Origin of the sequence: Pelagivirga sediminicola, from assembly GCF_003072125.1 — a bacterium.
GTDB lineage: Bacteria > Pseudomonadota > Alphaproteobacteria > Rhodobacterales > Rhodobacteraceae > Roseovarius > Roseovarius sediminicola.
Window position 1 is genome coordinate 260,289 of sequence record NZ_QCYH01000005.1, and the last position, 22,385, is coordinate 282,673.

At 57.4% G+C, this 22,385-nt stretch carries 21 protein-coding genes and 1 tRNA gene; 10 read left to right on the forward strand and 12 right to left on the reverse strand.

Annotated elements, in window-relative coordinates:
- Nucleotides 1-4 precede the first annotated feature (4 nt).
- Both DC366_RS11065 and ttcA read right to left on the reverse strand, forming a co-directional pair.
- Nucleotides 5-1,555 carry a putative bifunctional diguanylate cyclase/phosphodiesterase gene (locus DC366_RS11065; RefSeq protein WP_243405103.1) on the reverse strand — a complete coding sequence of 517 codons (1,551 nt, stop codon included), beginning with the start codon at nt 1,553-1,555 and terminating at the stop codon, nt 5-7.
- Nucleotides 1,556-1,612: 57 nt separating this feature from the next.
- Complete coding sequence (gene ttcA / locus DC366_RS11070; RefSeq protein WP_108692314.1) at nt 1,613-2,491, reverse strand: tRNA 2-thiocytidine(32) synthetase TtcA; 879 nt, start codon at nt 2,489-2,491, stop codon at nt 1,613-1,615.
- A gap of 94 nt (nt 2,492-2,585) precedes the next feature.
- Between ttcA and DC366_RS11075 the strand changes: the two genes are divergently transcribed.
- Complete coding sequence (locus tag DC366_RS11075; RefSeq protein WP_108692262.1) at nt 2,586-3,101, forward strand: superoxide dismutase family protein; 516 nt, start codon at nt 2,586-2,588, stop codon at nt 3,099-3,101.
- 6 nt (nt 3,102-3,107) lie between these two features.
- Here the strand turns inward: DC366_RS11075 and yidD are convergent, their stop codons facing one another.
- The 3 genes from yidD to rpmH are packed head-to-tail and all read right to left on the reverse strand — an operon-like array spanning nt 3,108 to nt 3,921.
- The gene (gene yidD, locus DC366_RS11080) at nt 3,108-3,329 is read right to left on the reverse strand and encodes a membrane protein insertion efficiency factor YidD (RefSeq protein ID WP_108692263.1); all 222 of its coding nucleotides are present in this window, start codon (nt 3,327-3,329) and stop codon (nt 3,108-3,110) included.
- Nucleotides 3,326-3,763, reverse strand: a complete 438-nt coding sequence (gene rnpA, locus DC366_RS11085; RefSeq protein WP_108692264.1) for a ribonuclease P protein component — start codon at nt 3,761-3,763, stop codon at nt 3,326-3,328. The genes yidD and rnpA overlap by 4 nt, the downstream gene beginning before the upstream one ends.
- Nucleotides 3,764-3,786: 23 nt before the next feature.
- Nucleotides 3,787-3,921, reverse strand: a complete 135-nt coding sequence (gene rpmH, locus DC366_RS11090) for a 50S ribosomal protein L34 (protein WP_012177012.1) — start codon at nt 3,919-3,921, stop codon at nt 3,787-3,789.
- A 280-nt stretch (nt 3,922-4,201) separates the two neighbouring features.
- Between rpmH and DC366_RS11095 the strand changes: the two genes are divergently transcribed.
- The 4 genes from DC366_RS11095 (at nt 4,202) to DC366_RS11110 (ending at nt 7,895) form a co-directional block, all read left to right on the forward strand.
- Nucleotides 4,202-4,933, forward strand: coding sequence for a TVP38/TMEM64 family protein (locus DC366_RS11095; RefSeq protein ID WP_243405104.1), 732 nt, complete (start codon nt 4,202-4,204; stop codon nt 4,931-4,933).
- Nucleotides 4,934-4,937: 4 nt separating this feature from the next.
- A complete protein-coding gene (locus tag DC366_RS11100; RefSeq protein ID WP_108692266.1) occupies nt 4,938-6,356 on the forward strand; it encodes a dihydrolipoyl dehydrogenase family protein in 1,419 nt (472 codons plus the stop codon).
- Nucleotides 6,357-6,375: 19 nt separating this feature from the next.
- Nucleotides 6,376-7,755 carry a sensor histidine kinase gene (locus DC366_RS11105; RefSeq protein WP_108692267.1) on the forward strand — a complete coding sequence of 460 codons (1,380 nt, stop codon included), beginning with the start codon at nt 6,376-6,378 and terminating at the stop codon, nt 7,753-7,755.
- A 63-nt stretch (nt 7,756-7,818) separates the two neighbouring features.
- A tRNA-Arg gene (locus DC366_RS11110) sits at nt 7,819-7,895 on the forward strand.
- Nucleotides 7,896-7,978: 83 nt separating this feature from the next.
- Here DC366_RS11110 and DC366_RS11115 read toward each other — a convergent pair.
- Nucleotides 7,979-9,013, reverse strand: a complete 1,035-nt coding sequence (locus DC366_RS11115; RefSeq protein ID WP_108692268.1) for a tyrosine-type recombinase/integrase — start codon at nt 9,011-9,013, stop codon at nt 7,979-7,981.
- Nucleotides 9,014-9,377: 364 nt separating this feature from the next.
- Complete coding sequence (locus DC366_RS20470; RefSeq protein ID WP_279305759.1) at nt 9,378-9,509, reverse strand: hypothetical protein; 132 nt, start codon at nt 9,507-9,509, stop codon at nt 9,378-9,380.
- 122 nt (nt 9,510-9,631) lie between these two features.
- Between DC366_RS20470 and DC366_RS19650 the strand changes: the two genes are divergently transcribed.
- Together DC366_RS19650 and DC366_RS19655 are read left to right on the forward strand one after the other, a co-directional pair.
- Nucleotides 9,632-9,820, forward strand: a complete 189-nt coding sequence (locus DC366_RS19650) for a hypothetical protein (RefSeq protein WP_133176197.1) — start codon at nt 9,632-9,634, stop codon at nt 9,818-9,820.
- 213 nt (nt 9,821-10,033) lie between these two features.
- On the forward strand, nt 10,034-11,557 hold the full coding sequence (locus DC366_RS19655) for a hypothetical protein (RefSeq protein ID WP_133176198.1): 1,524 nt from the start codon (nt 10,034-10,036) through the stop codon (nt 11,555-11,557).
- A gap of 379 nt (nt 11,558-11,936) precedes the next feature.
- Here DC366_RS19655 and DC366_RS11125 read toward each other — a convergent pair whose 3' ends face one another.
- Nucleotides 11,937-13,166 carry a DUF5677 domain-containing protein gene (locus DC366_RS11125; protein WP_133176199.1) on the reverse strand — a complete coding sequence of 410 codons (1,230 nt, stop codon included), beginning with the start codon at nt 13,164-13,166 and terminating at the stop codon, nt 11,937-11,939.
- A 525-nt stretch (nt 13,167-13,691) separates the two neighbouring features.
- Between DC366_RS11125 and DC366_RS11130 the strand changes: the two genes are divergently transcribed.
- From DC366_RS11130 to DC366_RS11135, 3 genes are all read left to right on the forward strand, one after another.
- Nucleotides 13,692-14,756 carry an AAA family ATPase gene (locus tag DC366_RS11130; protein WP_165802886.1) on the forward strand — a complete coding sequence of 355 codons (1,065 nt, stop codon included), beginning with the start codon at nt 13,692-13,694 and terminating at the stop codon, nt 14,754-14,756.
- Nucleotides 14,757-15,032: 276 nt separating this feature from the next.
- Nucleotides 15,033-15,326: a hypothetical protein gene (locus tag DC366_RS19660; RefSeq protein ID WP_133176200.1), complete on the forward strand. Its 294-nt coding sequence runs from the start codon at nt 15,033-15,035 to the stop codon at nt 15,324-15,326.
- Entirely contained in the window at nt 15,326-15,919 is a 594-nt protein-coding gene (locus DC366_RS11135) for a recombinase family protein (RefSeq protein WP_108692272.1), read from the forward strand. Before DC366_RS19660 ends, DC366_RS11135 begins: the two co-directional genes overlap by 1 nt.
- A gap of 246 nt (nt 15,920-16,165) precedes the next feature.
- Here DC366_RS11135 and DC366_RS11140 read toward each other — a convergent pair whose 3' ends face one another.
- From DC366_RS11140 to DC366_RS11155, 4 genes are read right to left on the reverse strand one after another with little or no spacing between them, the layout of a single operon-like run.
- Nucleotides 16,166-19,258, reverse strand: a complete 3,093-nt coding sequence (locus DC366_RS11140; protein ID WP_108692273.1) for a type I restriction endonuclease subunit R — start codon at nt 19,256-19,258, stop codon at nt 16,166-16,168.
- Complete coding sequence (locus tag DC366_RS11145) at nt 19,258-20,409, reverse strand: DUF4268 domain-containing protein (protein WP_108692274.1); 1,152 nt, start codon at nt 20,407-20,409, stop codon at nt 19,258-19,260. The genes DC366_RS11140 and DC366_RS11145 overlap by 1 nt, the downstream gene beginning before the upstream one ends.
- A complete protein-coding gene (locus DC366_RS11150) occupies nt 20,409-21,140 on the reverse strand; it encodes a hypothetical protein (RefSeq protein ID WP_108692275.1) in 732 nt (243 codons plus the stop codon). The genes DC366_RS11145 and DC366_RS11150 overlap by 1 nt, the downstream gene beginning before the upstream one ends.
- Nucleotides 21,140-22,363, reverse strand: coding sequence for a restriction endonuclease subunit S (locus DC366_RS11155; RefSeq protein WP_165802887.1), 1,224 nt, complete (start codon nt 22,361-22,363; stop codon nt 21,140-21,142). Before DC366_RS11155 ends, DC366_RS11150 begins: the two co-directional genes overlap by 1 nt.
- Nucleotides 22,364-22,385 lie beyond the last annotated feature (22 nt).

Sequence of the window (22,385 nt, forward strand, 5' to 3'; positions counted from 1 at the left end):
TGGATCAGCTGATCCGGCGGCCAATCGGCGGCGGTGTCTGCAACTTGGCCAGATGCGTGCGCGTCCATTCGACGGTCTGGTCCAGTGGCATGGGGCGCCCGATACCATAGCCCTGAACATGCCCGCATCCCAGCTGCGCCAGCATCGCATGCTCGCCCGAGGTTTCCACCCCTTCGGCAAGCGTGGCAAGGCCCAGTTGCTCGGCCATGGTAAGGATCGCCGACACCATGCGCTGCTGTTCGGGGTCGTGATCGACCTTCATCACGAAAGACCGATCAATCTTCAGCCGTTGCACCGCAAACCTGCGGATGGACGAGATCGAGGCGTGACCGGTGCCGAAATCATCCAGATCGATCTGGCATCCCAGCCGCGACAGCCCGGCGATGTTGCGCACCACCGTATCATCGGGCGACGAGGCCACCACGGTTTCCAGAATTTCGATCGCAAGCCGGTCCGGAGACAGGTCGAAACGGTCCAGCTCCCATTCGATCTTCTTGACAAGGTTCGGATTGCGCAGCTCCTCGGGGCAGAAGTTGACGCCGACATGCGGCACGTCGATCCCGGCCAGGTCCCATGATTTCAGCGCCGCCAGCGCATTGTAGAGCATCACCTCGCCCAGCCGCTCCATCCTGGAGCCCTGCTGCAATGCGGGCAGGAATTCGGCCGGGGTGATCAGGCCGCGTGTCGGGTGCTGCCAGCGGGCCAGTGCCTCGAACCCGCTGACGCGGCCCGTGTCGGTGCAGACCTGTGGCTGAAACCACGGCTGTATCTGGCCGTTCTCCAACGCCTGCGCCGCTTCCCGCACCATCGCGGCGTCGCACGGGCCGGGCAGGTTGTGCATTTCGCGGCTGAAGGCGCGGGTTGCAGACGGACCGTGACGCCTCGCCTCTGCCAGGGCAATGGTTGCCGAGTTCAGCAGGGCCGGGCCGGTGCGCTCTTGCGTGCTGGCGCCCTGCAGGCCGGTATCCATGGCCAGACCGATGGAGGCGGTGACATAGGCCGTCGCGTCATCGATGGCGATGGGATCTTCCAGCGCGGATTGCAGCCGCCCCGCCATGTGCAGCATGTTGCCCAGATCGAGCTGCCGCACGGGAGCGATGCAGACGGCGAACACGCTTTCCTCGATGCGGCAGACGATATCGCGGCTCCGCAGGACCGACCGCAGACGGTCCGTCAGCTGCGACATCAGCGCGTCGCAGGTGTCGGCGCCGAACCGGTCGCGCAGGGCGATGTAATCGTCCAGCCCCAGAAGGATGCATCCGGTGCGCCGCGATGTCTGGACCGCGACGCGCACGGCCTGATTGATGGCGCGGTCGAACCCGTCCTCGGCCATACGCGAATCGGCGGGCGGGGCAGATGCCGTGCGTGTCAGCACGCCGGACGCGGCCAGACACAGTGGCACGCCAAGTGCGACGATGATCAGGATCCCTTCGCCGCCCAGCCAGAATCCGCCAAGCGCAAGCGCCGGCAGGAAGGCCAGCATCGCTGGGCCGCCCGCGACATCACGCGCCCGCGCCGAGAGGGATTTCAGCAAGGATTGGAAATGCAGGGACATCGGTCAGGGCCTTCTCAGATTGCCCTGTCACCCTACGCACGCCCTCTCAACAGCCGATTAACGCAGCTTCGGAATCGCGTCCAAACTTTGATCGCTTTTTACAGACCCCAGCGAAAGGCCCGCAAAATCAAACAACTGCGCATCAAGAAGATGCGACGGGCGGGCGTTCATCAGCGCGCGGAACATCACCTGGCGGCGGCCGGGGCTGTTGGCCTCCCAGCCGTCGAGAATCTGTTTGACTTGCTGGCGCTGAAGCCCGTCCTGACTGCCGCACAGATCACACGGAATGATGGGGTAGTTCATCGCGCGGGCAAAGCGCTCGCAATCGGCCTCGGCGACATGGGCGAGGGGGCGGTAGACAAACAGATCGCCCTCCTCGTTCACCAGTTTCGGCGGCATGGTCGCAAGGCGCCCGCCGTGAAAGAGGTTCATGAAGAATGTCTCAAGGATATCATCGCGGTGATGGCCCAGCACGACGGCGCTGCAGCCTTCCTCGCGCGCGATGCGGTAAAGATTGCCGCGCCGCAGCCGCGAACAAAGCGCGCAGAAGGTGCGACCGGCGGGCACCTTGTCAACCACGATGGAGTAGGTGTCCTGATATTCGATCCGGTGCGCGACCTGCATGCGCTCAAGGAATTCGGGAAGGACCGTCGCGGGAAAACCCGGCTGTCCCTGATCCAGATTGCACGCCAGCAGATCGACGGGCAGCATGCCGCGCCACTGCAGCTCGTGCAGGACCGCCAGAAGCGTATAGCTGTCCTTGCCGCCCGAAAGGCACACCAGCCAGCGCGCGCGCGGGCCCTCGCGGTCGACCATACCGTATTGATCCACCGCCTCGCGCGCCAGGCGCACGATGCGTTTGCGCAGCTTGCGAAATTCGGTGCTGCGGGGGGCTCCGTAAAAGAGCGGGTGAATATCGTCGGCGTTGTCCAGCATGCGCAGGCTGTAATCCACGCGCGCCACTCAGGCAAGATCGGAACGCGCGGGGCCGCCGGGGCGTTGGGCCTCAGCAACCACGAAAGGAAAGATCATGAGACGTTTGGGATTGTGCAGCGCCGCCGCGGTTTTCGCATTGCTGGGAAATGCGGCAGTCGCCGAGGGCGAGGGCGCAATGGCGATGCTGAAGGCGCAGGACGGCGGCGATGTCGGTCATGTCACGCTGACACAAGGGCCCCGCGGCACGCTGTTTCACGCCGAACTGACGGGGCTCGCGCCCGGATGGCACAGCTTTCACGTGCACGAGACGGGCTCCTGCACGGGCGATTTCGAGGATGCGGGCGGTCACTATGCGCCGGATGAAAATGGCCATGGATTGCTGCACGAAGAGGGCGCGCATGCGGGCGATCTGCCCAACATCCATGTCGCCTCCGACGGCACCGCGATGGCGGAATTCTATAGCGCGCGGCTGAGCGTGGCAGGCGGTGATGCGCCGCTGATGGACGAAGACGGCTCGGCCATCGTGATCCACGAGGGGGCGGATACCTATCAGTCCGATGCCGAGGCGGGCGCGCGCGTGGCCTGCGGTGTCATCACGCAGACCAAGTAGATCAGATCACTCCGGCACGTTATCGATGCCGGAGCCGCCCCAAGGGTGACAGCGGCCGATGCGCCGCAATGTCAGCCATCCCCCCTTGATCCCACCATGCCGCGCCAGCGCCTCCAGCGCATAGGCGCTGCAGGTGGGATGATATCTGCATCCATGCCCGACCCACGGACTGAAGAGCAGGCGATAGCCGCGGACCGGCAGCGAAAGGCACCACGCAAGAGGGGTCATTTGCCCGCCGAATGCAGTTTGCGCAGCGCGTGGGCCAGATCACCCTTCAGCGCCTCGAAGGGGCGCGAGGCGGTCGCGTCGGCGCGGCCGATCAACACGTAATCCCAGCCGGGACGGCCTGCATGCGGCAGGACGGCGCGCGCCGCCTCGCGCAGGCGGCGCTTGGCCCGGTTGCGCGCGACGGCATTGCCGACCTTCTTGGAACAGGTAAATCCGACGCGGATGCCTGCCCCCGCCTCGTCGCTCGTTCGCTGGCGCGCCTGCACCATCATGGAAGGCGTCCCTTGGCGGGCGGCGCGCGCCGCTCGCAGGAAATCCTTGCGGGTCTTGAGAACGCTCAGCGGGCTGCAGGATGGAGATCCACCCTCCGGACATGACAAATCCGCCGAAGAGGCACGCCCGATCGACGGATCCGGAGCCTTCGGCGGTGTCATTTCAGCGTCCGGTCTGCTGGCGCTTAGGCGCTCAGCGACTTGCGGCCACGTGCGCGGCGCGCATTCAGGATCTTGCGGCCGGCCTTGGTGGCCATGCGCGCGCGAAAACCGTGGCGCCGCTTGCGGACCAGGTTCGAGGGTTGAAAGGTGCGTTTCATCGCTCCGTCTCCAAGCTTTGTGCGAATGGGGCGAAACAGGGGAATCGCGCAACATCCGGGTATATCCGAAGCCCGGTCTATAGTAGGCGCTTTTGCCCAAGTCAAACCCCGCGCCGCCATTTATCGCAATAAAATCCGGCGCTGCGGGCGGGCTGTTGCGACATCCGCGCCGCCAGTGCCCAAACAGTCACGCGCGATCAATGGCGCGTGATATGGCTATCCAGCGGGCGCGCTTGACGTCATTTAGGGCAGGCAACCCCAGATCGAAAGAGACATGCCCATGCAAAAGGCCCGCCGGACCCCCAAGCATCCCGTCCTGCGACACGTGCCGCTGGCGGTGATCGTGCTGGTGGCGGCCATCGGCGCCTTCACCTTGCGCGACCATGTCAGTTTCGAGACGCTGCGCGAAAACCGCGAGGCGCTTTTGACATTTCGCGATGCGCATTTTGCCGCGATGGTGGCGGGGTTCATCGGCATCTATTTTGTCCTCGTCGCATTTTCGCTGCCCGGCGCGGCGGTTGCGTCGGTCACTGGCGGCTTCCTCTTTGGCATCGGTTGGGGAACGGTCTTCAACGTGATCGCCGCGTCGCTGGGTGCGGCGGCGATCTTTCAGGCCGCGCGCATGGGGCTGGGCCGGTCGCTGGCGGCGCGGATGGATGCGGGCGAGGGCACGCTGAAACGAATAAAGGAGGGGCTGAACCGGAATGAGATCAGCGTCCTCTTTCTTTTACGGCTGGTCCCGGCGGTGCCGTTCTTCGTGGCCAACCTGCTGCCTGCGCTGGTCGGAGTGAAATTTCGCAACTTCGCATTTACCACCGTGCTGGGGATCATTCCGGGCGCGCTGGTGTTTACATGGATCGGCGTCGGCGTGGGCGAGGTGTTCGACCGCGGCGGCAGCCCGGACCTGAGCCTTTTGTGGGAGCCGCAGGTGATTGGCCCGCTTCTGGGCCTCAGCGCGCTGGCGGCGCTGCCCATCTTGTTGAAGGCCGTGCGCGGCAAGAAAGGTATTTGAGCCGATGAAGCGGATCGAGACGGATATTCTGGTGATCGGCGCGGGATCGGGCGGGCTGTCTGTCGCGTCGGGCGCGGCGCAGATGGGCGCGCGCGTTGTGCTTCTGGAGGGGCACAAGATGGGCGGTGACTGCCTGAACTACGGCTGCGTGCCGTCAAAGGCACTGATCGCATCGGGCAAGGCCGCGCAGGCGCAGCGCCATGCCAGCCAGTTCGGCATCGCCGATGTGAGCCCCGATGTGGATTATGCGGCCGCGATGGCGCATGTGCAGGACGTCATCGCCACGATTGCGCCGATCGACAGCGTCGAGCGGTTCGAGAGGCTGGGCGTGCAGGTCATCCAGGAGTACGGCGAATTCATCTCGCCGACCGAGGTGAGGGCAGGCGATACGGTCATCACCGCGCGGCGCATCGTGATCGCGACAGGTTCCGGCCCGCTGGTGCCGCCCATTCCGGGGCTGGATGCGGTGCCCTACCTGACCAACGAGACGCTGTTCGATCTGCGCGAGCGGCCCGAGCATCTGCTGATCATCGGCGGCGGGCCCATCGGCACGGAGATGGCGCAGGCGCACCGCCGGCTGGGCAGCAAGGTGACGGTGATCGAGGGCGCCCGCGCGCTGGGCAATGATGACCCGGAGACCGCCGCGATCGTGCTGGAGGCGCTGCGCGGCGAGGGCATCCAGATCGCCGAGGATGCGCTGGCAGGCGAGGTGCGCGGCACGGCGGGCGCCATCGAGGTGGTGGCCAAGGACGGCCGCGTCTTCAACGGCTCGCATCTGCTGATCGCCGTCGGCCGCAAGAGCAATACGGAGCGCCTCAATCTTGGCGCCGCCGGGATCGAGACCACGAAAACCGGCATCAAGGTGGATGAGCGCCTGAAAACCACCAATTCCCGCGTCTATGCGATCGGCGACGTGGCGGGCGGGCTGCAGTTTACCCATGTGGCGGGGTATCACGCGGGCATCGTCGTGCGCTCTGCCGTGCTGGGCCTGCCGGCCAAGGCCAGCGCCGCGCATATTCCCTGGGTGACCTATACGGCGCCGGAACTGGCGCAAATCGGCCTGACCGAGGCGCAAGCGCGCGATAAACACGGCACCAGGCTGCAGGTGGTCCGGCAGGAATATGCGCACAACGATCGCGCCATCGCCGAGCGCACGACGAGCGGCCTGATCAAGGTGATGGTGGTGCGCGGCCGCCCCGTGGGTGCGTCCATCGTCGGGGCGCAGGCGGGCGAGCTGATAAATCTGTGGGCTTTGGCACTGGCAAACGACATGAAGATGAGCCAGATTACAGCCATGGTCGCACCCTATCCCACCCTTGGAGAAGTGAACAAACGCGTCGCCGGCGCCTATTTCACGCCGCGCCTGTTTGGCAACCCGTGGGTGGGGCGCGCTGTTCGGGCGGTGCAGCGCTGGCTGCCATAGGCATGGGGCGGGACGCCAGATGAACTCGATCTCCGGACGATTTCTGATCCTGACGGCGATCTTCGTGATGCTGGCCGAAGTGCTGATCTTCGTGCCGTCCATCGCGCGCTTTCGCGAGGATTTTCTGCTCTCGCGGCTCGAACGCGCGCAGATCGCATCCCTCGCGCGGCTGGCCGGCGATGACATCAGCCCCGAATTGCAGGAGGAGTTGCTGATCAACGCAGGCGTCTACAACGTCGTCCTGCGCCGCAACGATGCACGCCAGCTGGTGCTGTCCTCGCCGCTGCCCTCGGCCATCTCGGCCACCTATGATCTGCGCGACGCGGGTGCGATGACGCTGATCCGCGACGCGCTGGCGCGGCTGTGGAACCCCGGCGAAGAGGTGGTGCGCGTCATCGGCTCGCCCGTGCGCAGCGCCGGGATGCTGATCGAGATCACGATGGAGACCAAGACCCTGCGCATGGCGATGATAGATTACGGCCTGCGCATCCTGGTGCTGTCCGCCGTCATCTCGGTCATCACCGCGGTGCTTTTGTTTCTTGCGGTGCGCGTGGTTCTTGTCAGGCCGATCAGCCGCGTCGTCCGCTCGATGAAGGCCTATGCCAGCGCGCCCGAGGACGCGCGCGGCGTCATGGTGCCCTCCTCCTCCATCACCGAGCTGCGAGAGGCCGAGGAAACGCTGGCGCTCATGCAGACGCAATTGATCAGCGCGCTGCGCCAGAAAGAGCGCCTTGCCGGGCTCGGCGGCGCCGTCGCCAAGGTCAGCCATGATCTGCGCAACATCCTGACATCGGCGCAACTGTTTACCGACCGTCTGGAGACGTCGCAGGATCCCATGGTCAAACGCATGGCGCCCAAGCTGGTCAATTCGATCAGCCGGGCGGTCAACCTGTGCGAATCCACGCTGGCCTATGGCAAGGCCGAGGAGCCCGCGCCGCGCCTGTCGCGCTTTGCACTGCTGGACATCGTCACCGATGTGATCGACAGCGAGCGGCTGTCCGCGGGCGATGCCGATATCAGCTTTTCCGAGGATGTCCGCCCGGGATTCCAACTGCGCGCGGACCCCGAACAGCTCTATCGCGTAATCGCCAACCTCGTGCGCAATGCGCGACAGGCCATCGCCGCCAGCGGCAAACCCGGCGAGATCAGTGTGCAGGGCGGCGAGACGGACGATGCCGTGCTCATCCGCATCACCGACACCGGCCCCGGCCTGCCGCCCAAGGCGCAAGAGCATCTCTTCACGCCCTTTCAGGGCGGCGCCACCAAGGGCGGATCTGGACTGGGCCTGACAATCTCGGCCGAACTGGTGCGCGGCCACGGCGGCACCTTGACCCTGGAACATACCGGCCTTGACGGCACATCCTTCCTGATCACGCTTCCGAAGGGCGATTTGGGATAGCGACGCAGTTTCTGCCAATCGGCCCTTGCAAAGGTGAAACGCAGCCGCTAATCCGTGCCTCGTGGACCGATAGCTCAGCTGGATAGAGTACTTGACTACGAATCAAGGGGTCGGGGGTTCGAATCCTCCTCGGTCCGCCACATTTATATTTTCGTTGATTTTATGGTTTAAAATCAGTGCCTTGAGGTTGCGTGTCCCAAGCGTCTAGTGGTGTGTCCCATGTTTACGTATCATTGATGAGAAGCTTGACGAGACGGGTGTTGTTAGCGTCGCGGGTGTATCTTTCGACTTCGGATAGAGTCATGTGACCTGCCATAGCCATCATTGTTCGACTCGAAGCTCCCTTTTCAGCCCAATAGACGCAGAAGGCCTTGCGCAGGCCATGGAGACGAGCTTCGATACCTGCCTGACTGGCGGCACGTTGGAAGAAGTTTCCCAAGCCCGCCTGTGTAAATGGTTTACCTCTTGAGGTAAGAATGAAGGCCGGATCGGTAGTAGGTAAGCGTTCAATCAGTTGGCGTAGTTCATTTGTAATCGGCACTTCAGAAAGCGCATCACTTTTTTGACGTCGGAACCTAAGCACGTCTCCAGCGACATTGTGGTGTCCAAGGCGCGCCAGATCGACCCTGGCTGCTCCAGTGAAGAGGGCCAAATCAAAGACAAGTCGTTCCGTTGTGCCGGGCTTCCAGAAATCCTGAAACTGCTCGATCTCCTCAATGGTCGTGGTCCGATGCCCTCGTGTCTTCGGGCGTGCAACTTTCACGGTTTCCATGGGGTTCTTTGAAATAATGCCCAACCTTTTTACGTGCTCGAAAACAGGCTTTAGCGACTTGTAATGATTGACGGCTGCGTGGCCACCCTTGCTGTAGAGGGCCCCATCAATGTCTTTTGATGAGATGGTTGACAGCGGGCGATCACCCTGAATCTCGATATATTGACGCAAAATCGCCGAGCGTGATTTCTGAGACGACTCCGCTAGCTCCGACCATCCTCGAGATGCTTTGTATGATTCGACAGCCCATGCAAATGTGCCGCTGCTAGGTCGGGTCGCCTCAGCAGGCTGATGCTCATAATGAGCATGCGCGGCGCAATATGCAGCAAATACCCTTGGGTCATCGGGGTGAAGCCCATGCACTCCGAGAGAGACTTCCTGTCCAGCGCGACGGTAGTAATGAAACCATCGGCCGCGGCGTTGACGTGATCTAAGATATGCAAGATTTTTCATGAGTTTGCCGCCGAGAATGGTTTCCCCTGCCACTGGGTCTCTGTCGGGATCGCCGCATCCGGATATTCAAACGTGATGCCATTGGGGCCGATGCTAAGAATCCGAGCGTTCGGATGCATCTCGGTCACAGTTGCTTGGACGTCGCGAATTTGTTTTTGCGTCGGAAGTGATGGTGATCGGCGGGTGGGCATTATCCTATATTCCTTAATTTTTTATCACCCTAGCTCAGCATAATTAAGTGAGGGTTTAAGAAACTTGGCTTCTACCCTCAGGCGCAAACCTCCTAATTTTCGGAGAAACCTCTGTTGTGGGTGTGGGTGTTCCACACGTCGATGACTGCCAGGTCATACAAAGGCAGTTGAGTCGCCCATTTTAAAATCGTCCGCCGGATTGACGCTCAAACGGTTTGAACAACGAATTCCCAAAGATCACCCGTAGAGCTAATCGCCGTGGTGGAAAGCACCGCAGTAACTTGAATGATAAAGCAAATGTCGTTCAGCACTTCGAAGGTTGCTTTAATGCGCTTCATAATCGCTCCTGTAAATCGTGTGCCTTATGTGTATCGTGTGCAAAATGATGTGTCAAGTGGGCTTTTGACACATCCCGCTTGTGCAAGTATTGTGAGGTTCTAAGAAAAGTAGGAGGTCACTCATGACGAACCGGACAGAAAGCTCTACTCAAAGGATCCATATCGCCCTTGATGCGGATGAATTGGCGGCCATTGATGATTATTCATTCCGAGCACGCATTCGCACTAGATCGGCAGCCATACGCGATTTGATACGTGCCGGTTTGAAGGCTTCTGAATTGGATCAAGAGTCTGACTCTTCCGAAAAATAAGACGTGGTTTCAGGTATCTAGTGCGTGCCATCGAGCACTTTAAGCTTTCTAAAACCTCCGATTCCTACCTCACCCCTTGCGACAGTGGGGCCGCCTTATCCTTGTGCGGCTCCAGCCATGTCGTCGCAAACGGGTGAAAGTTCTGCCAAGGAATTGACGTAGCCAACGCAAAGACTTGCCAGACATCTCTCCCGACTTTTGGGGGTGATATTGGTGCGCGAGGCGGACGAAACTAAGTGTAAATTTGGTGACAGGGCGGATACGCATCGCGATCCCGCAATCCCCGAAAAGATCCGCGAAATTGGCAGGCCGGAGCCTTACAACGGCGGTTGGTTGCCGGATCAAAACACTCGATCTTATCGCGAAATGTCGTATGAGATCGCAGCATTCGGGAAAGAGCACGGTGTCAACTTGCTGCGGCGCGGCGTGAAGACTGTAACGCAGCTCCTGCTTCCTATGCCTGCAGGCTCATACTTCGCGGAGCATCAGCTGGCGTATCAGCACAACAAGATACTGCCATCATTGGCGCTCCAAGACGATGCATGCATTCGCGACCAAATGCGTTATTTCCATCAAACCTGTTGTCCAGAAAGCGAACTGGTAACGATCATCATGCCAGCGCTTGGTGAGCGCATTCAAATTGATGATCTCAAAGCCGGCATTGGAAAGGCAATCGATCACTACAAACGCGTTCGGAAAAAGGTCGAGAGGAAGATGCCTAGCATCGAATTTCTGACGTCGCGTCTAGAAATGCCATTCGATCCGGAAACTTCCGACTTTTACCTCCATTTTCATATTATCGCGAAGATCCCACGCCGTCGAAGGGCTCGTCAGGATCTTGAAGACTGCATCCAAGAGAAGCTTGATCTAGGCTCAACCAAGGGTCTTAAGGTTGAATGGATAACCAAAGGGGCCGTAGGTCGGGCCATCGATTACAGTATCAAGCCGTCAAAAACGGCGTGGCAGATCGCGGCCTCGGGGCAATCAGAGATCTTCAAGAAGTATGTCGAGACGATCAAAGGCGCCAGGCTATTTCGATCGCATAAATCATTCTCCAAGTTGAGAAGTGATATCCGTGCTAACAAAACTCGTGTGATTAGGGAAGCGCCGAGGGACATGAACAGCCCAGTCCGGTTAGCACCTCACATCGATCGAACGCAGCACCAAAATGGTTCTTATCAATCCAATGGATCTGACGTTGAACGACCCCAAGTCTCCAGTGAACGTGGACCACCGACACCAGAAGGAAAAGAGGGATCAGATAGCAGACGGGATAACACTTTTGCCGGGCTGACAAATCCTAGAGCTCTTCCTGGCAATCACATAGCCGGATTTGCAGTCATGTCGAACTTCGATCCTGCTTCTAGTGATAGGGGTGGTCTTAAACTATATGAGCACTACAATACCTTCGCACGTCGGGCTTGGGAGATAAACACCGGGCGACAATACGACGTTATCGAGTTTCTGCGGCCCAAAGCGCTCAAGATGGTGGAGGCGCTCACGGCTACAGATGTTCACTATTACACGGTAAGTTGTTCACCCGACATTCGGATGCTTTTGGAAAGGCTCGCCGAAGAGCAGGCGCCTCGTGGTGATCGAGCCTTATGGCCGACTGAAGGTGGGGGAATGACTGAACGGGAGCCGCGGGGAAGCCCCGGAAAAAACGAAAATAGTGATCCATTTGAGGATGCCGGGGAGGTATTGGAAACCCGACCGCTCGATGATGTCCCCTTCTGAGTTTTGGAAGACTTCAACGCGACCATTATAAAATTGCCCTCGGACCCATCTGGGCCTTTTCCCATATCCTAATGGATGGCCAGAAATACGTCGATCAGGTTCAGAAGCCAGGCTATATGATTGCGTTCAACCTCTTCCTGGGGCCGACCTTGGGTGTGTTTGGCCTCATCCTCAGCTTTTCTGCCTTGAGAGCACGACCGGCCCGAAGCGGACATTCCGACCTCTTGCGGTCTATGACTGGTTCTTTCTCTAAAGGCCGCACGCAAGAGATCGAGTTCTGCCGTCTGCCTCCGCAGAGGGTGTCGGCTTTGAAATTTTGTTGTCGGTGCGGGTGGATGATATTTAGTTTTTATTTTTTGGGGCGTTCAAAGTATGGACGTTAAACGGGCGCTTTCTGGCCGCTTTCCAAAAACGCCTCGTGGGTATTGTCCCGTGCCTTAATTGCAATATCATTCATCTCGTCGGATAATTTCAAGATAACTTGTGAATGCACTACCCGATCGAGGTTCGGCGTCACCAAGAGATAAGTGCTGGTAATCTGGGCAAGAGAAATTGCAGTCATCATAAGCGGATCCGCAAATCCAGAGTTGCTCGCGCCAACTAACACAACAGGGCTTTTCGCTTCTGACATGCCCAGCAACTTCTCATTAGGAGAAAAATCTGCATGAGTGTGCCTTGAGGCCCACTTGTATCTTGGCCTCCAATGGTCCATTTCAACATGCCTCTCCATATCAGCGTAGTTTCGGTGCTTCAAATTAATGGTTGGCCACTCGCCAGCTTTGTCTTTTGCGAATGTTCTTCCAAGCTTTAGCTCGGCTGCCGCGCATCTATCGTCGAAGGCTCGAAGCTCCTCTTCCGAAAATGGCGCCATTTGTGCTCGGTCGGCGAATTCGTTAAGTTGGCGAGCAGCTATGCGTGCAGAGAAGTGAAAGCTCAATAGGTAGTTAAGCGCAGCTTCCTCACCTACCTTTGAGATATACATCGCTGACAAAGTTAGTTCGTGCAAGGATCTCCACCTCGCCAGAGCGCCATCAGGATAGCCACCCTTCAGTAGGCAAATAATTTCTTGGGTGACAATTAGTGCTTTTGGGAAAATTGCAGAGAGCGCTGACATGATCGCATGCGTGTCTTCCGCTTGATCGGCGTCAAAGTCTTTTGAATGAGCTTCGCCCAGTTCTTGGGAAATGTGCCACATCATTTCAAGATGATCCAGAGCAGGCTTCCATCGTTCGAATGTGCGTTCTTCAAAGCCCTTTGTTTCATTTCTCATTAGGTCCAACACCTCTCCAGAGATTTTCCGGTATTGCTGCAACGTGCTGTTGACGCAGCCGTCTACTGTTTCCCGAATGACGTCCTGAAGTCCTCCATCCAAAAAATCATTTATTTCCTCAAGGACTTCGTCTTCATCTTGTTGCGTGAATTCGATATTCACTTCTTCTTCGGTGCCATCATCCCATTCGAGGTTCGCGTCTTGGCCGGAAAGAATGTGATCAACTATCTCTATAATTGCGCTCTCATCCGCCACACCCTTTTCCTTTAGCTTCTTTTCCAGAGCAAGGCGCATGAGATTGTGCGGAATTTTCTCGATCTCCGTCTCGAGCACCCTCATTATCTTGTCCATAGAGTTACCTTTAGTTTTGATGGCAGCAGTTTAAGTGCCGAGATCATGCTGCTGGTATAGCAGGGGTCAATTTTTGCGTAACGTCTCGGTTTGGAAACTCTGCTTCTCCCTCATCTAAATCATTTATGCAGTATGCAGGGAAGGGCAGCAATCCGCCCGACCTGCGTGTTCTCCCTCCATTTGGTGATCTCCAAGGCTGGGTCCGCTTCGGACTGCCTGCAGTAATTTGTCGTTTTCACTCGCACTACTTGCTTCATAACCTCACGCCTGTATTCACGCGGGTATCTTGCGTCAGGTGCAGAACACTAGCATAGCACTGGTCAGTTTTATCACATACCCGTCTTGAAAAACGTCTGGGCGTGGTCCATCTTCAAGCCCATGACACGCGCGCTTCGAATATTTCCGTTCAATTCGTAAGCCCTGACTCGGGGCAGCTTCTAGCGTGTCTAACCTTCAGAATATTTGAAAGATGAGAGCTGTGGCTGCCCATTCATGCATTGGATTGGATGGATCATGACGCATACCGAACCATTTCTACTAAATTGCGACCTGAACGACTCTCGCCAGGAAAGAGCTGATGAGCTTGAGGCTCGATTGGTCAAACACGCCGAAGACCTACGCTTCATGTCAAGAGAGAGGAGCACGAAAGGTCCGTTCGGATTGCTCAAACACGACATGGAGAAGATTCATCGTCGTATCGACCGCTTGCTCGGCCCGAAGCCGGTAAATACTCGATCGACAGGTCATCTTAAGCGTCAGGAGAAGGATCGCCTGAAAAATGTCGTGGGCGGTGGTGAGGTGCGTTCATTCACGTCTCACCATAAAATTGATGAAGTCGTCTCGCAGTTGTTCGAAGAGATGCCGTGGATGGATGAAGCGCTTGAGCCGCTCATGAACGACCTCCACAGGTTTCACGATAGAGAAGGCCGGATTGGCTTCCGGCCTATGATCCTTGTGGGCCCACCAGGCATCGGCAAATCTCATCTCGCGGCGCGCCTCGCGGAACTCACGAAATTGCCGAACTGTGTGGTAGATGTAGGGGCGGCGACGGATGGCTTCCGCATTGCTGGGATGACCCGCGGATGGTCAAGCAGCGAACCTGGTCGGCCTATCGAAACCATTCTAGACTCGCGGATTATCAACCCAATCATTACCGTTGATGAGATTTGCAAGTCAGGGATCATTGAGAGCACGAACGGAGCGACGACCAGTGTTCTGCATGCTCTTTTGGGCCTTATCGAGCCAATGAGTGCGAGGTCTTGGGAGTGCCCATTCTACAAGCTGGCGTTCGACATGAGCCGGATTTCGTGGATCATGACAGCAAACCGTTTGGACACAATTCCTGAACCACTGCGAACGCGATGCAGGATTGTCCGACTGTCTGGAATGTCAGTCGACGAGTTGATGTTTGCTGCGCACGACATCGGATGCGACCGGAAGTTGGAAGAGTCCGCAATCGAGCCGCTCAGAGGACTTCTGGCTTCCTATCCCGAAGGACATCATTCGCTAAATCTGCGAACGGTCACGCGTCTAATCGAGGGTCTCGAGGCTGTTCAAGCCCGGCCCATGGTCCATTGATCACCTGGGTTTGGTGCCCAAGCATCCTTTAGGACTGCGCCAGCTACTTTGGCATACATGGATCCGCTCTCCCTGGGCACCTTTAGGCGGGTCGTAATGTCGTCAGCTCGTGATGAAGTTTGAAGTGGTTAAACCTCAAATAAATAATGTGACATTAGAGTATACCCATCCGGCATAAGAAATGTGTGTGGCATATGGGTCTTATATTGGCCTTTTGTCTCACATGTGCCGGATAGTCTATACATCAAGTTACACCGGAAAGGATTTATGATGACAATGACGAAAGAAGAAAAATTGGAGCGTGATGAAATTTGCAAAGAAGCTGTCGAAACACTTTGGAAGGTATTCAAGTGTGGTGGTGGAACTGCGCCCCGAGCGGGGCGCCTTCTACGATCATTTCACGGCCAGTCTTCGCCAATCTGCTGGGATGATGCTCTTAAAATTGGTCATGATTGGGCGGTAGTGATATTGTTCCAGCGTTTCATGTTCAATGCTCCGTTTAGTGGTCTTAATGACCTTGGTCTAACTAGAGAGCAGGTCGCTGAGCTACCAATGCCGGAGGGTCAGTAATGCCTGGTGAAAAATTTGGTTATCGTCGCGTTTCCAGCGTTGGCCAGTCTCTAGAACGCCAAAATTTCGACGATTTGGGGCTTTGGAAAAGCTTTGAGGACAAGATTTCTGGCGCAACCCGTGCTCGGCCGGCGCTCGATGAGCTTTTGCAGACAGTTCGCGAGGGAGACGAGGTCTACGTTCACTCCATCGACCGGCTTGCTCGCTCCATGCGAGATTTAGGGGCCATCTCTGAAGACTTGCTGGGACGCGGTGTTTCTCTGCATTTTTTGAAGGAGAATGTGTCGCTATATCCTGAAGGCGATCCTCGGAAGGATGTATACTCTGGCGTTGTATTTTCTGTGTTCTCAATGGTCGCTGAGGTTGAACGTATTTTAATCCGTGAGCGTCAGTTGGAAGGCATTGTCCGCGCAAAGGCGCGGGGTGTTTATCAAGGGAGGGGCCAGTCGATTGATCGTGAGAAAGTTAGAGATTACCTCACATCTGGTGCCACCGTCACAGCGATCGCCAAGAAAATGAAAATTAGTAGAAGATCAGTTTACCGGATTCGGGACGAGTTAGGGATCGCCCCAGTTAAATTGAAAAATCTATGAATTTTTGTGACTGAAATCTACCTTTAGATGCCATCTATCATGGCTTGGGTAACGTAAATCCTCAGATGGGTAACAGATTTGTTGAAAAAAGTATGAAAAAAATAACTCAACATTTCTGTTACCTTTTGATGGAAATTTGATACATGATGGAGGAGTAATGGGGACAGGACGCTGACTGCTAAATAAGAAACATATCACACAAAGCTATAAACCATCGAGAGCTTAGAAAATAAGCAGTCCTTAAATTTAAATCATACGCGCCATCGCTTCCGCCTGTTTGATAACCAGTTTGACCGCATCGGCTTGCAGATCAGGTGGGTATCCATATCGACGCAGAATTCGTTTGACCGCCACTCTCATTTTTGCGCGGACATCATCGCGCTGCCACCAATCGACACCAGAGTTCTCTCGAAGGGATTTGACCAACTCTGCGGCGATCACCTTGAGCTGGTCGTTGTCCATGACCTCTACCGCGCTCTCGTTCTGAGCAAGGGCGTCGTAGAAGCTACGCTCGGCTTCTGACATGTCATCTTTAGGCTCGGTGCTGAGATCCTTGGCCATTCCGATCAACTCCTGGATGACCTGAAGGGCGTCAATGCTCCGGTTGTGGTAGCGTGCTATCGCATTCGTAAGGCGCTCAGAGAACTTTTGGTTCTGGACCACGTTGCCCCGAGTGCGTGCCTTGATCTCACCATTCAGCAGCTTCTTCAGGGCCTCCACGGCCAAGTTCTTGTGCTGCATGTTCTGTATTTCGTAAAGGAATTCTTCCGATAGAACGCTGATATCGGGCCGGTCAAAGCCGCAGGCCTCCAAGATATCCACAACTTCCGTCGAAGCGACGGCCCTATTCAACAGCTGTTCGATGGCGAAATCAGGTGAGGAATTTCGACCTCGTCCCCCTTTAACATCCAGCTTCTGCAAGGCTGCGCGGACCGCCAGGAAGAAGGCGACCTCTTCGGCAGAAGCCGATGCCTCTGGAGAGCCAGCGGCAAGCTTGAAAGCCTTCGCCAGTGCCGCGATAACATCATGAAAACGTTTTCCGAAGTCCTTGTCGGATTCGGTGCCCTCTTCACGGGTCTTTCGCAAAACGTGATCTGCCGCTGCGGGCAGAATTTCTATACGATCTGCGGCTGACCCCCTGAGAACTCGCGAATAGTCGAACCCGTGGAAAAGTCCTCGAGCGACCTCGAGTGCACTCAGGAATGCTGCAACAGCCTCGCGTTCATCAACTCCGGTCTGAGCCTGATCCCCCTGCGAATAATGTGCTAATGCTTTTTTCAGGTCTGCGGCAAGACCAATGTAGTCAACAACCAGACCGGCTGGTTTACCGGCGAAAACTCGGTTGACGCGCGCAATTGCCTGCATGAGGCCGTGGCTCTTCATGGGTTTGTCGACATAAAGAGTATGCATGCAGGGGGCGTCGAACCCGGTCAGCCACATGTCCCGCACAATCACGAGCTTCAAAGGGTCTGAGGTGTCCTTGTAGCGCTTCCTGAGGGCCTCAAGTTTCGTCTTGCTTCGAATGTGCCGCTGAAAAGTCTGGGGGTCTGTGGCACTGCCAGTCATCACCACCTTTATCGCGCCGGTCTCGTCCGTGTCCGAATGCCATTCCGGGCGCGCAGCGATGATCCTCTCGTAAACATCCACGCAAATTCGGCGGCTCATGCATACGATCATGGCTTTTCCGTCAATTGCCTCAAGGCGGGCCCCGAAATGCGCCAGTATATCTGAGACAACCGCATCGAGACGCGGCCCTGCGCCGACCAGCTTTTCGATCTGGGACCATTTTTTCGCGGTCGCCGTCGCCTCATCTTCTTCGAGGGCCTCGGTCGCCTCGTCGAACTCCTCGTCCAGGCTTTCACGCACGTTCTCGGCGACTTCGACCCGAGCGACGCGGCCTTCATAATAGATCGGGACGGTCGCGCCATCTTCGACTGCCTGGGCGATGTCATAGACATCAATGTAATCCCCGAAAACGGAGCGGGTATTGGCCCCGACCAGCTCCACCGGTGTTCCGGTAAATGCAACATAGACCGCGTTCGGGAGCGCTGAACGGAGATGATGCGCAAGCCCGTGGCGCACCTCTCCGGTAACCTGGTCCATCTTTGCGTCAAAGCCGTATTGTGTCCTATGCGCCTCATCCACCATGACAATGACGTTGGATCGGTCTGTGATCTGCGGGAAATTCTCACCGCGCCCAGGGCGAAATTTCTGAACCGTCGAGAAGACAATCCCCCCAACCTGACGATTGAGTAACGTTTTGAGGTCGACGATGCTATCCGCCTGCACCGGGTCTTCACCGAGCAAGTCGCGGCAGCGACCGAATGTCGTGAAAAGCTGATTGTCGAGATCGTTGCGATCTGTGAGCACGAGGACAGTTGGGTTCTCGAGTTCCTTCAGGTGCATGGCCCTTCCCGCAAGGAATGTCATCAGCAGGGATTTTCCGGATCCCTGCGTATGCCAGATCACGCCGCCTTTACCATCTTCACAACGCGCACTGATTATCGACGACATTGCCTTTCTGACGGCGTGAAGCTGGTGATACCCGGCTGCCTTCTTGATCGGACCCTTTCCATCATCTTCGAAGACGACAAACCATCGGAGGATATCGAGGAGAACCGCCCGGTTCAGCAAGCCTACCGTCAGGGTATTGAGCGCGAGCCCCTCTCGCTCGGAGAGGATTTTCTCGCCATCGATGGTCCTCCACCGCATGTAACGATCGAGGCCCGCAGACAACGTGCCATAGCGCGCGTTCAGACCGTCCGAGATGACTGAAATGAGCGAAGTCCGGAACAGGTTCGGGATGTCGCTCTTATAGGTTTCGATCTGATTGAAGGCCGCCTCGATGTCCGCACCTTCGGTCCCCTTCAATTCCACAACGACCAACGGCAAGCCATTCAGGAAAATGACAAGGTCGGGGATCCTCGGTGTCCGGCCGACCATGTCGACCTGATTGAAAGCATGCCATGCATTCTCTTTGTCGTCCCAATCCACCAACCGGGCGCGGTCACTCCGCTCCTCGCCCTGGTTGAAGTATGTGATCGGAACTCCGCGCGTCATCAGCCCATGAAGGCGACGGTTTTCGGCGATCAGATCGCCGACGAATACTTCATCTGTAACACGCGCCATAACCTCCTGCACCGCCCCATCTGGAAGATCGGGATTGAGCCGTCGGAGGGCCTTGTCCAGAACCTTCCTCAGCACGGCATCGTGGAAGCTCCGGCGTTCAGGATCCCGCTTCTCAGGTGAAATCTCTGCACCCGAGGCGGTGGCGTAGCCCATCCCTGCCAGCTTCTCCATCATCCAGTCTTCAAGGTCGGACTCGGAGTTCCAAGCCATCAGTTGCTGCCTCCAGGCTTCATTCTGCTTGCAAGCGCGCGCACGGGCTCGGAGAACGCCTTGTCCATCTTCTGGTAGTGCTTGACCAGCCAAGCGATCATCTCATCCCAGTTCTCCTTGCTGTAGCCTTGGACGGGCGTCTTGGAGACCACCATACTCACCTTCTTGTCGTCCATGCGCCGCCATTCCAGGGACTCCTCCATGGCATCCTCGTAGCGGCCTTTGTCTTCGGCGAGTTGGTCGAAAAGCCATTTGTTCTCTTCCCGATCAGCACGGTTCAGCTGGAACTCGACCCGGATCTCGTGGCGGAGAAAAATGAGGGTGAGTGTGCAACCAGATACGCCGATGCTGGAATTGACCCAGTGGTCCTTGGAGGGTGTGATGTTCTGCCACCGCTCCAAACCAGCCCCCCTGAGCGCCTGTAGCGCCTGTTCCCAGAACTCCATGCGCATCTGGTGGCTCCAGCGCTGTGCACCCTTGGCGTTCTTCTCCTCGCTGTCCTTTTCGGCCATCCGGATCATGTAGTCGGCGGCCTCGGGCGTGGGGATGACCTGCTGAATATCGACGAACATTTCTTCGCCGAACTTGTAGGGCACCACCTTGATGCAGCGCGCGTCGATCTGGTGATCGCGCAGCCACAGCACGGTGGCCGTCACCTCGCGCCGAAAATTCGCGGCTATGAAGAGGATCCGCTGGTCCGTGCCATCATTCAGGACGACCTGATCCAGAGTATCCTCGCCCAGAAACTCACATATGGTGCTTGCCGCATCCCCGGCGCCGTGCCGGTCCAGGTATTGCTGGAAGATCCCGACGATCTCGGCCTTTTTGAGGCTCGAACAGTAGGCGGCGTATTTAAGGGCCTGCCAGACGACATCCCGACCAGAATCGTCCAACTTGTTCTCGATGACAACCAACTGCCCATTTCGATCAAGCGCCAGCAGGTCGAGCCGTTCCCGCGTGCCATCGAACCCGTCGAACTCCTTCTGGATGATCAGCAGTCCATCCTCGCCCTCGCTCATGGCCTCGCAGAGCGCATCCGGCATGGTGGCAAGCCATTCTTGGAGATGCTCTCTCTCCCGGAACCCCACCTCGGAAAAGCTGGTGCGCTCGAGCTTGCGGAGACGGTTGGCGGAACGGTCGATCTGGAACATCAATTTACCTCAAAACGAGAGAGACATCTTCGGCTGGCAGCCTCGCATATAACTTCTCGGACTATTTCTGCGATCATTGCATTATCAAAAGCTTGGCGTTCTGTTGTCCATATAGGCCTCCGCGGCGTCGCTCCCTCTTCGGTCAAAACCCTGCGCACTTCGGCGACAACAGCTTTGCTGTTATCCATATGAGACACGTCTTGGCCTGCGATTTCCATTTCATCGCGCAGATGGTTGTAGGCGAGCCGCATCGGTCCTTCGACGTCGCTCTTGGTCAGCCCCATTGTCTCCGCGAACTCAAGCAGCATTTGGTCGAATCTATAAATCCCGACCTTCGTGCAGAGACTTACCATTGCATTGCTGCGAGTAATGTGTTGCTCGAAGTGTAGAATATCTGGCGCCTCCGCATCTGCGGCCCTGGTCAGTAGGACCGCTTCCGTCTTCGACAACTCACTTACGACCGTTTCGATGAGCTCATCCAGTGTCTCCTCAATGGCATCTGAGAGTAGCGGCGTGTCGCTGCTGTGGTTCGCCTGATACCAGCACCATTCGTCCCAGAGGCTACGCAAGCCGTCCGCCTCACCTTCAAAAATCCCCGATGCCTCCCATCGCTGCATGCGGGAGATTGCGCCCTTGGCAAGCGAGGCAAACTTAGCCCGAGCAAAAGCCATGATATACTGATCCACATCTCCGAACAGTAGCGGCTCAGCAACATCGTAGGGGCGCACCATCAGACGACCTCCTCGACCTGCTTCTCGGCCTCGCGGATGCGAAGCTCGCCAGACATGAGGCGGGGGAGAAGGGCGTCGCGGAGGGCGGCCAGCGTATGCGCCTCATGGATGCTCGCCGCGATCTTTTTGGACATGGGGCGGACGATACTGGAAAACGCTTCCACCACCGCCTCTGGGGGGATCGCGATATCGTAGCGGGCCATGTCCTTCCAGTTGGAGCGCGGCATCCGAGTTCCGGAGGAGGTCGCGTTGGCGTGCTCTACGAAGTCATCCGACGACATGACACTGAGAACCAGTTCTCGCCAACAGTCGGCCTTCGCGTCGATGACCAGAATGTCAGTCGAGCAGATGCCGTCGGTGGGCACGATGCCAACCTTATGGAAGTATGGGCGGAGTTTTCCGAACAGGATCTGACCACGGCGCATTGCCGACTTCGCGCTGCCTACCTGTCCTGCTTCGCCCCAGTCCGAAAGAGCGATAGAACGTCGGGGCATGTGTTCGAGCCCGATGTAGGGGGTAGCGGCTTCGATATCGCCGGGCTGCACCTGCCGCCGGGTATTCGACGCGATGTCACCGAGTGTCCCGACCGCCCACCCCTTCGGCAGGCCGTTGGGGCCGAAGCGGTCGGGGAAGAGGGCGGCGGTGGTGGGGTCCATGTGAGCGGGGGGCTGGCCGAGGGCGCGGGCGTGGACGGGGTCGAAATCCACGAACCATGACCGATAAAGCGCCCGCGCCATCTCTTCCAGCGTCGCACTCGTCCGGCGGTTCAGCTCGATGTTGTCGTCGAGGGCATCGAGGACGGCAGCGGCAGCTTTTTGATCCCTACTTGGCAAGATCGGAAGATCGATCGCGGCGAGATCTCCTCGGTTAAAACCGGCTTGAGCGCTGCGCCCACTGGATCCCAATAGTGGGTCTTGGAAGAAGTGACTACGCAGGAGGTGCTTTAGATAGGATCGATCCACATCCTCGGCGGGCAACACTTTCACGAGTGCAACATTGTAGGCACCTTCGAGTCCGGAACAGATTCTACCTACCGCTGCACCGTATCGACCAATGAGCACATCCTCTCGTTCACACTTATTGAGCGATGGTTTGTCAGGGACGAAAGTTGGATGCGCGTCACTTTCGAAGTCGCGGATTTGAACCAGCCGAACATACCCCTCTTTCGGACGGTCGATGAACGTCGATTTTGGCGGCTGAGTGCCTCCCTTGATGTCGAACACAGTGGCGCAAGATCTTAACTCT

Bases quoted from the DNA above. Each gene is read 5' to 3' on its own strand.
- DC366_RS11065 (WP_243405103.1), bottom strand. From the start codon at position 1,555: ATGTCCCTGCATTTCCAATCCTTGCTGAAATCCCTCTCGGCGCGGGCG.
- ttcA (WP_108692314.1), bottom strand. From the start codon at position 2,491: ATGCTGGACAACGCCGACGATATTCACCCGCTCTTTTACGGAGCCCCC.
- DC366_RS11075 (WP_108692262.1), top strand. From the start codon at position 2,586: ATGAGACGTTTGGGATTGTGCAGCGCCGCCGCGGTTTTCGCATTGCTG.
- yidD (WP_108692263.1), bottom strand. From the start codon at position 3,329: ATGACCCCTCTTGCGTGGTGCCTTTCGCTGCCGGTCCGCGGCTATCGC.
- rnpA (WP_108692264.1), bottom strand. From the start codon at position 3,763: ATGACACCGCCGAAGGCTCCGGATCCGTCGATCGGGCGTGCCTCTTCG.
- rpmH (WP_012177012.1), bottom strand. From the start codon at position 3,921: ATGAAACGCACCTTTCAACCCTCGAACCTGGTCCGCAAGCGGCGCCAC.
- DC366_RS11095 (WP_243405104.1), top strand. From the start codon at position 4,202: ATGCAAAAGGCCCGCCGGACCCCCAAGCATCCCGTCCTGCGACACGTG.
- DC366_RS11100 (WP_108692266.1), top strand. From the start codon at position 4,938: ATGAAGCGGATCGAGACGGATATTCTGGTGATCGGCGCGGGATCGGGC.
- DC366_RS11105 (WP_108692267.1), top strand. From the start codon at position 6,376: ATGAACTCGATCTCCGGACGATTTCTGATCCTGACGGCGATCTTCGTG.
- DC366_RS20470 (WP_279305759.1), bottom strand. From the start codon at position 9,509: ATGAAGCGCATTAAAGCAACCTTCGAAGTGCTGAACGACATTTGCTTT.
- DC366_RS19650 (WP_133176197.1), top strand. From the start codon at position 9,632: ATGACGAACCGGACAGAAAGCTCTACTCAAAGGATCCATATCGCCCTT.
- DC366_RS11125 (WP_133176199.1), bottom strand. From the start codon at position 13,166: ATGAGGGTGCTCGAGACGGAGATCGAGAAAATTCCGCACAATCTCATG.
- DC366_RS11130 (WP_165802886.1), top strand. From the start codon at position 13,692: ATGACGCATACCGAACCATTTCTACTAAATTGCGACCTGAACGACTCT.
- DC366_RS19660 (WP_133176200.1), top strand. From the start codon at position 15,033: ATGACGAAAGAAGAAAAATTGGAGCGTGATGAAATTTGCAAAGAAGCT.
- DC366_RS11135 (WP_108692272.1), top strand. From the start codon at position 15,326: ATGCCTGGTGAAAAATTTGGTTATCGTCGCGTTTCCAGCGTTGGCCAG.
- DC366_RS11140 (WP_108692273.1), bottom strand. From the start codon at position 19,258: ATGGCTTGGAACTCCGAGTCCGACCTTGAAGACTGGATGATGGAGAAG.
- DC366_RS11145 (WP_108692274.1), bottom strand. From the start codon at position 20,409: ATGTTCCAGATCGACCGTTCCGCCAACCGTCTCCGCAAGCTCGAGCGC.
- DC366_RS11150 (WP_108692275.1), bottom strand. From the start codon at position 21,140: ATGGTGCGCCCCTACGATGTTGCTGAGCCGCTACTGTTCGGAGATGTG.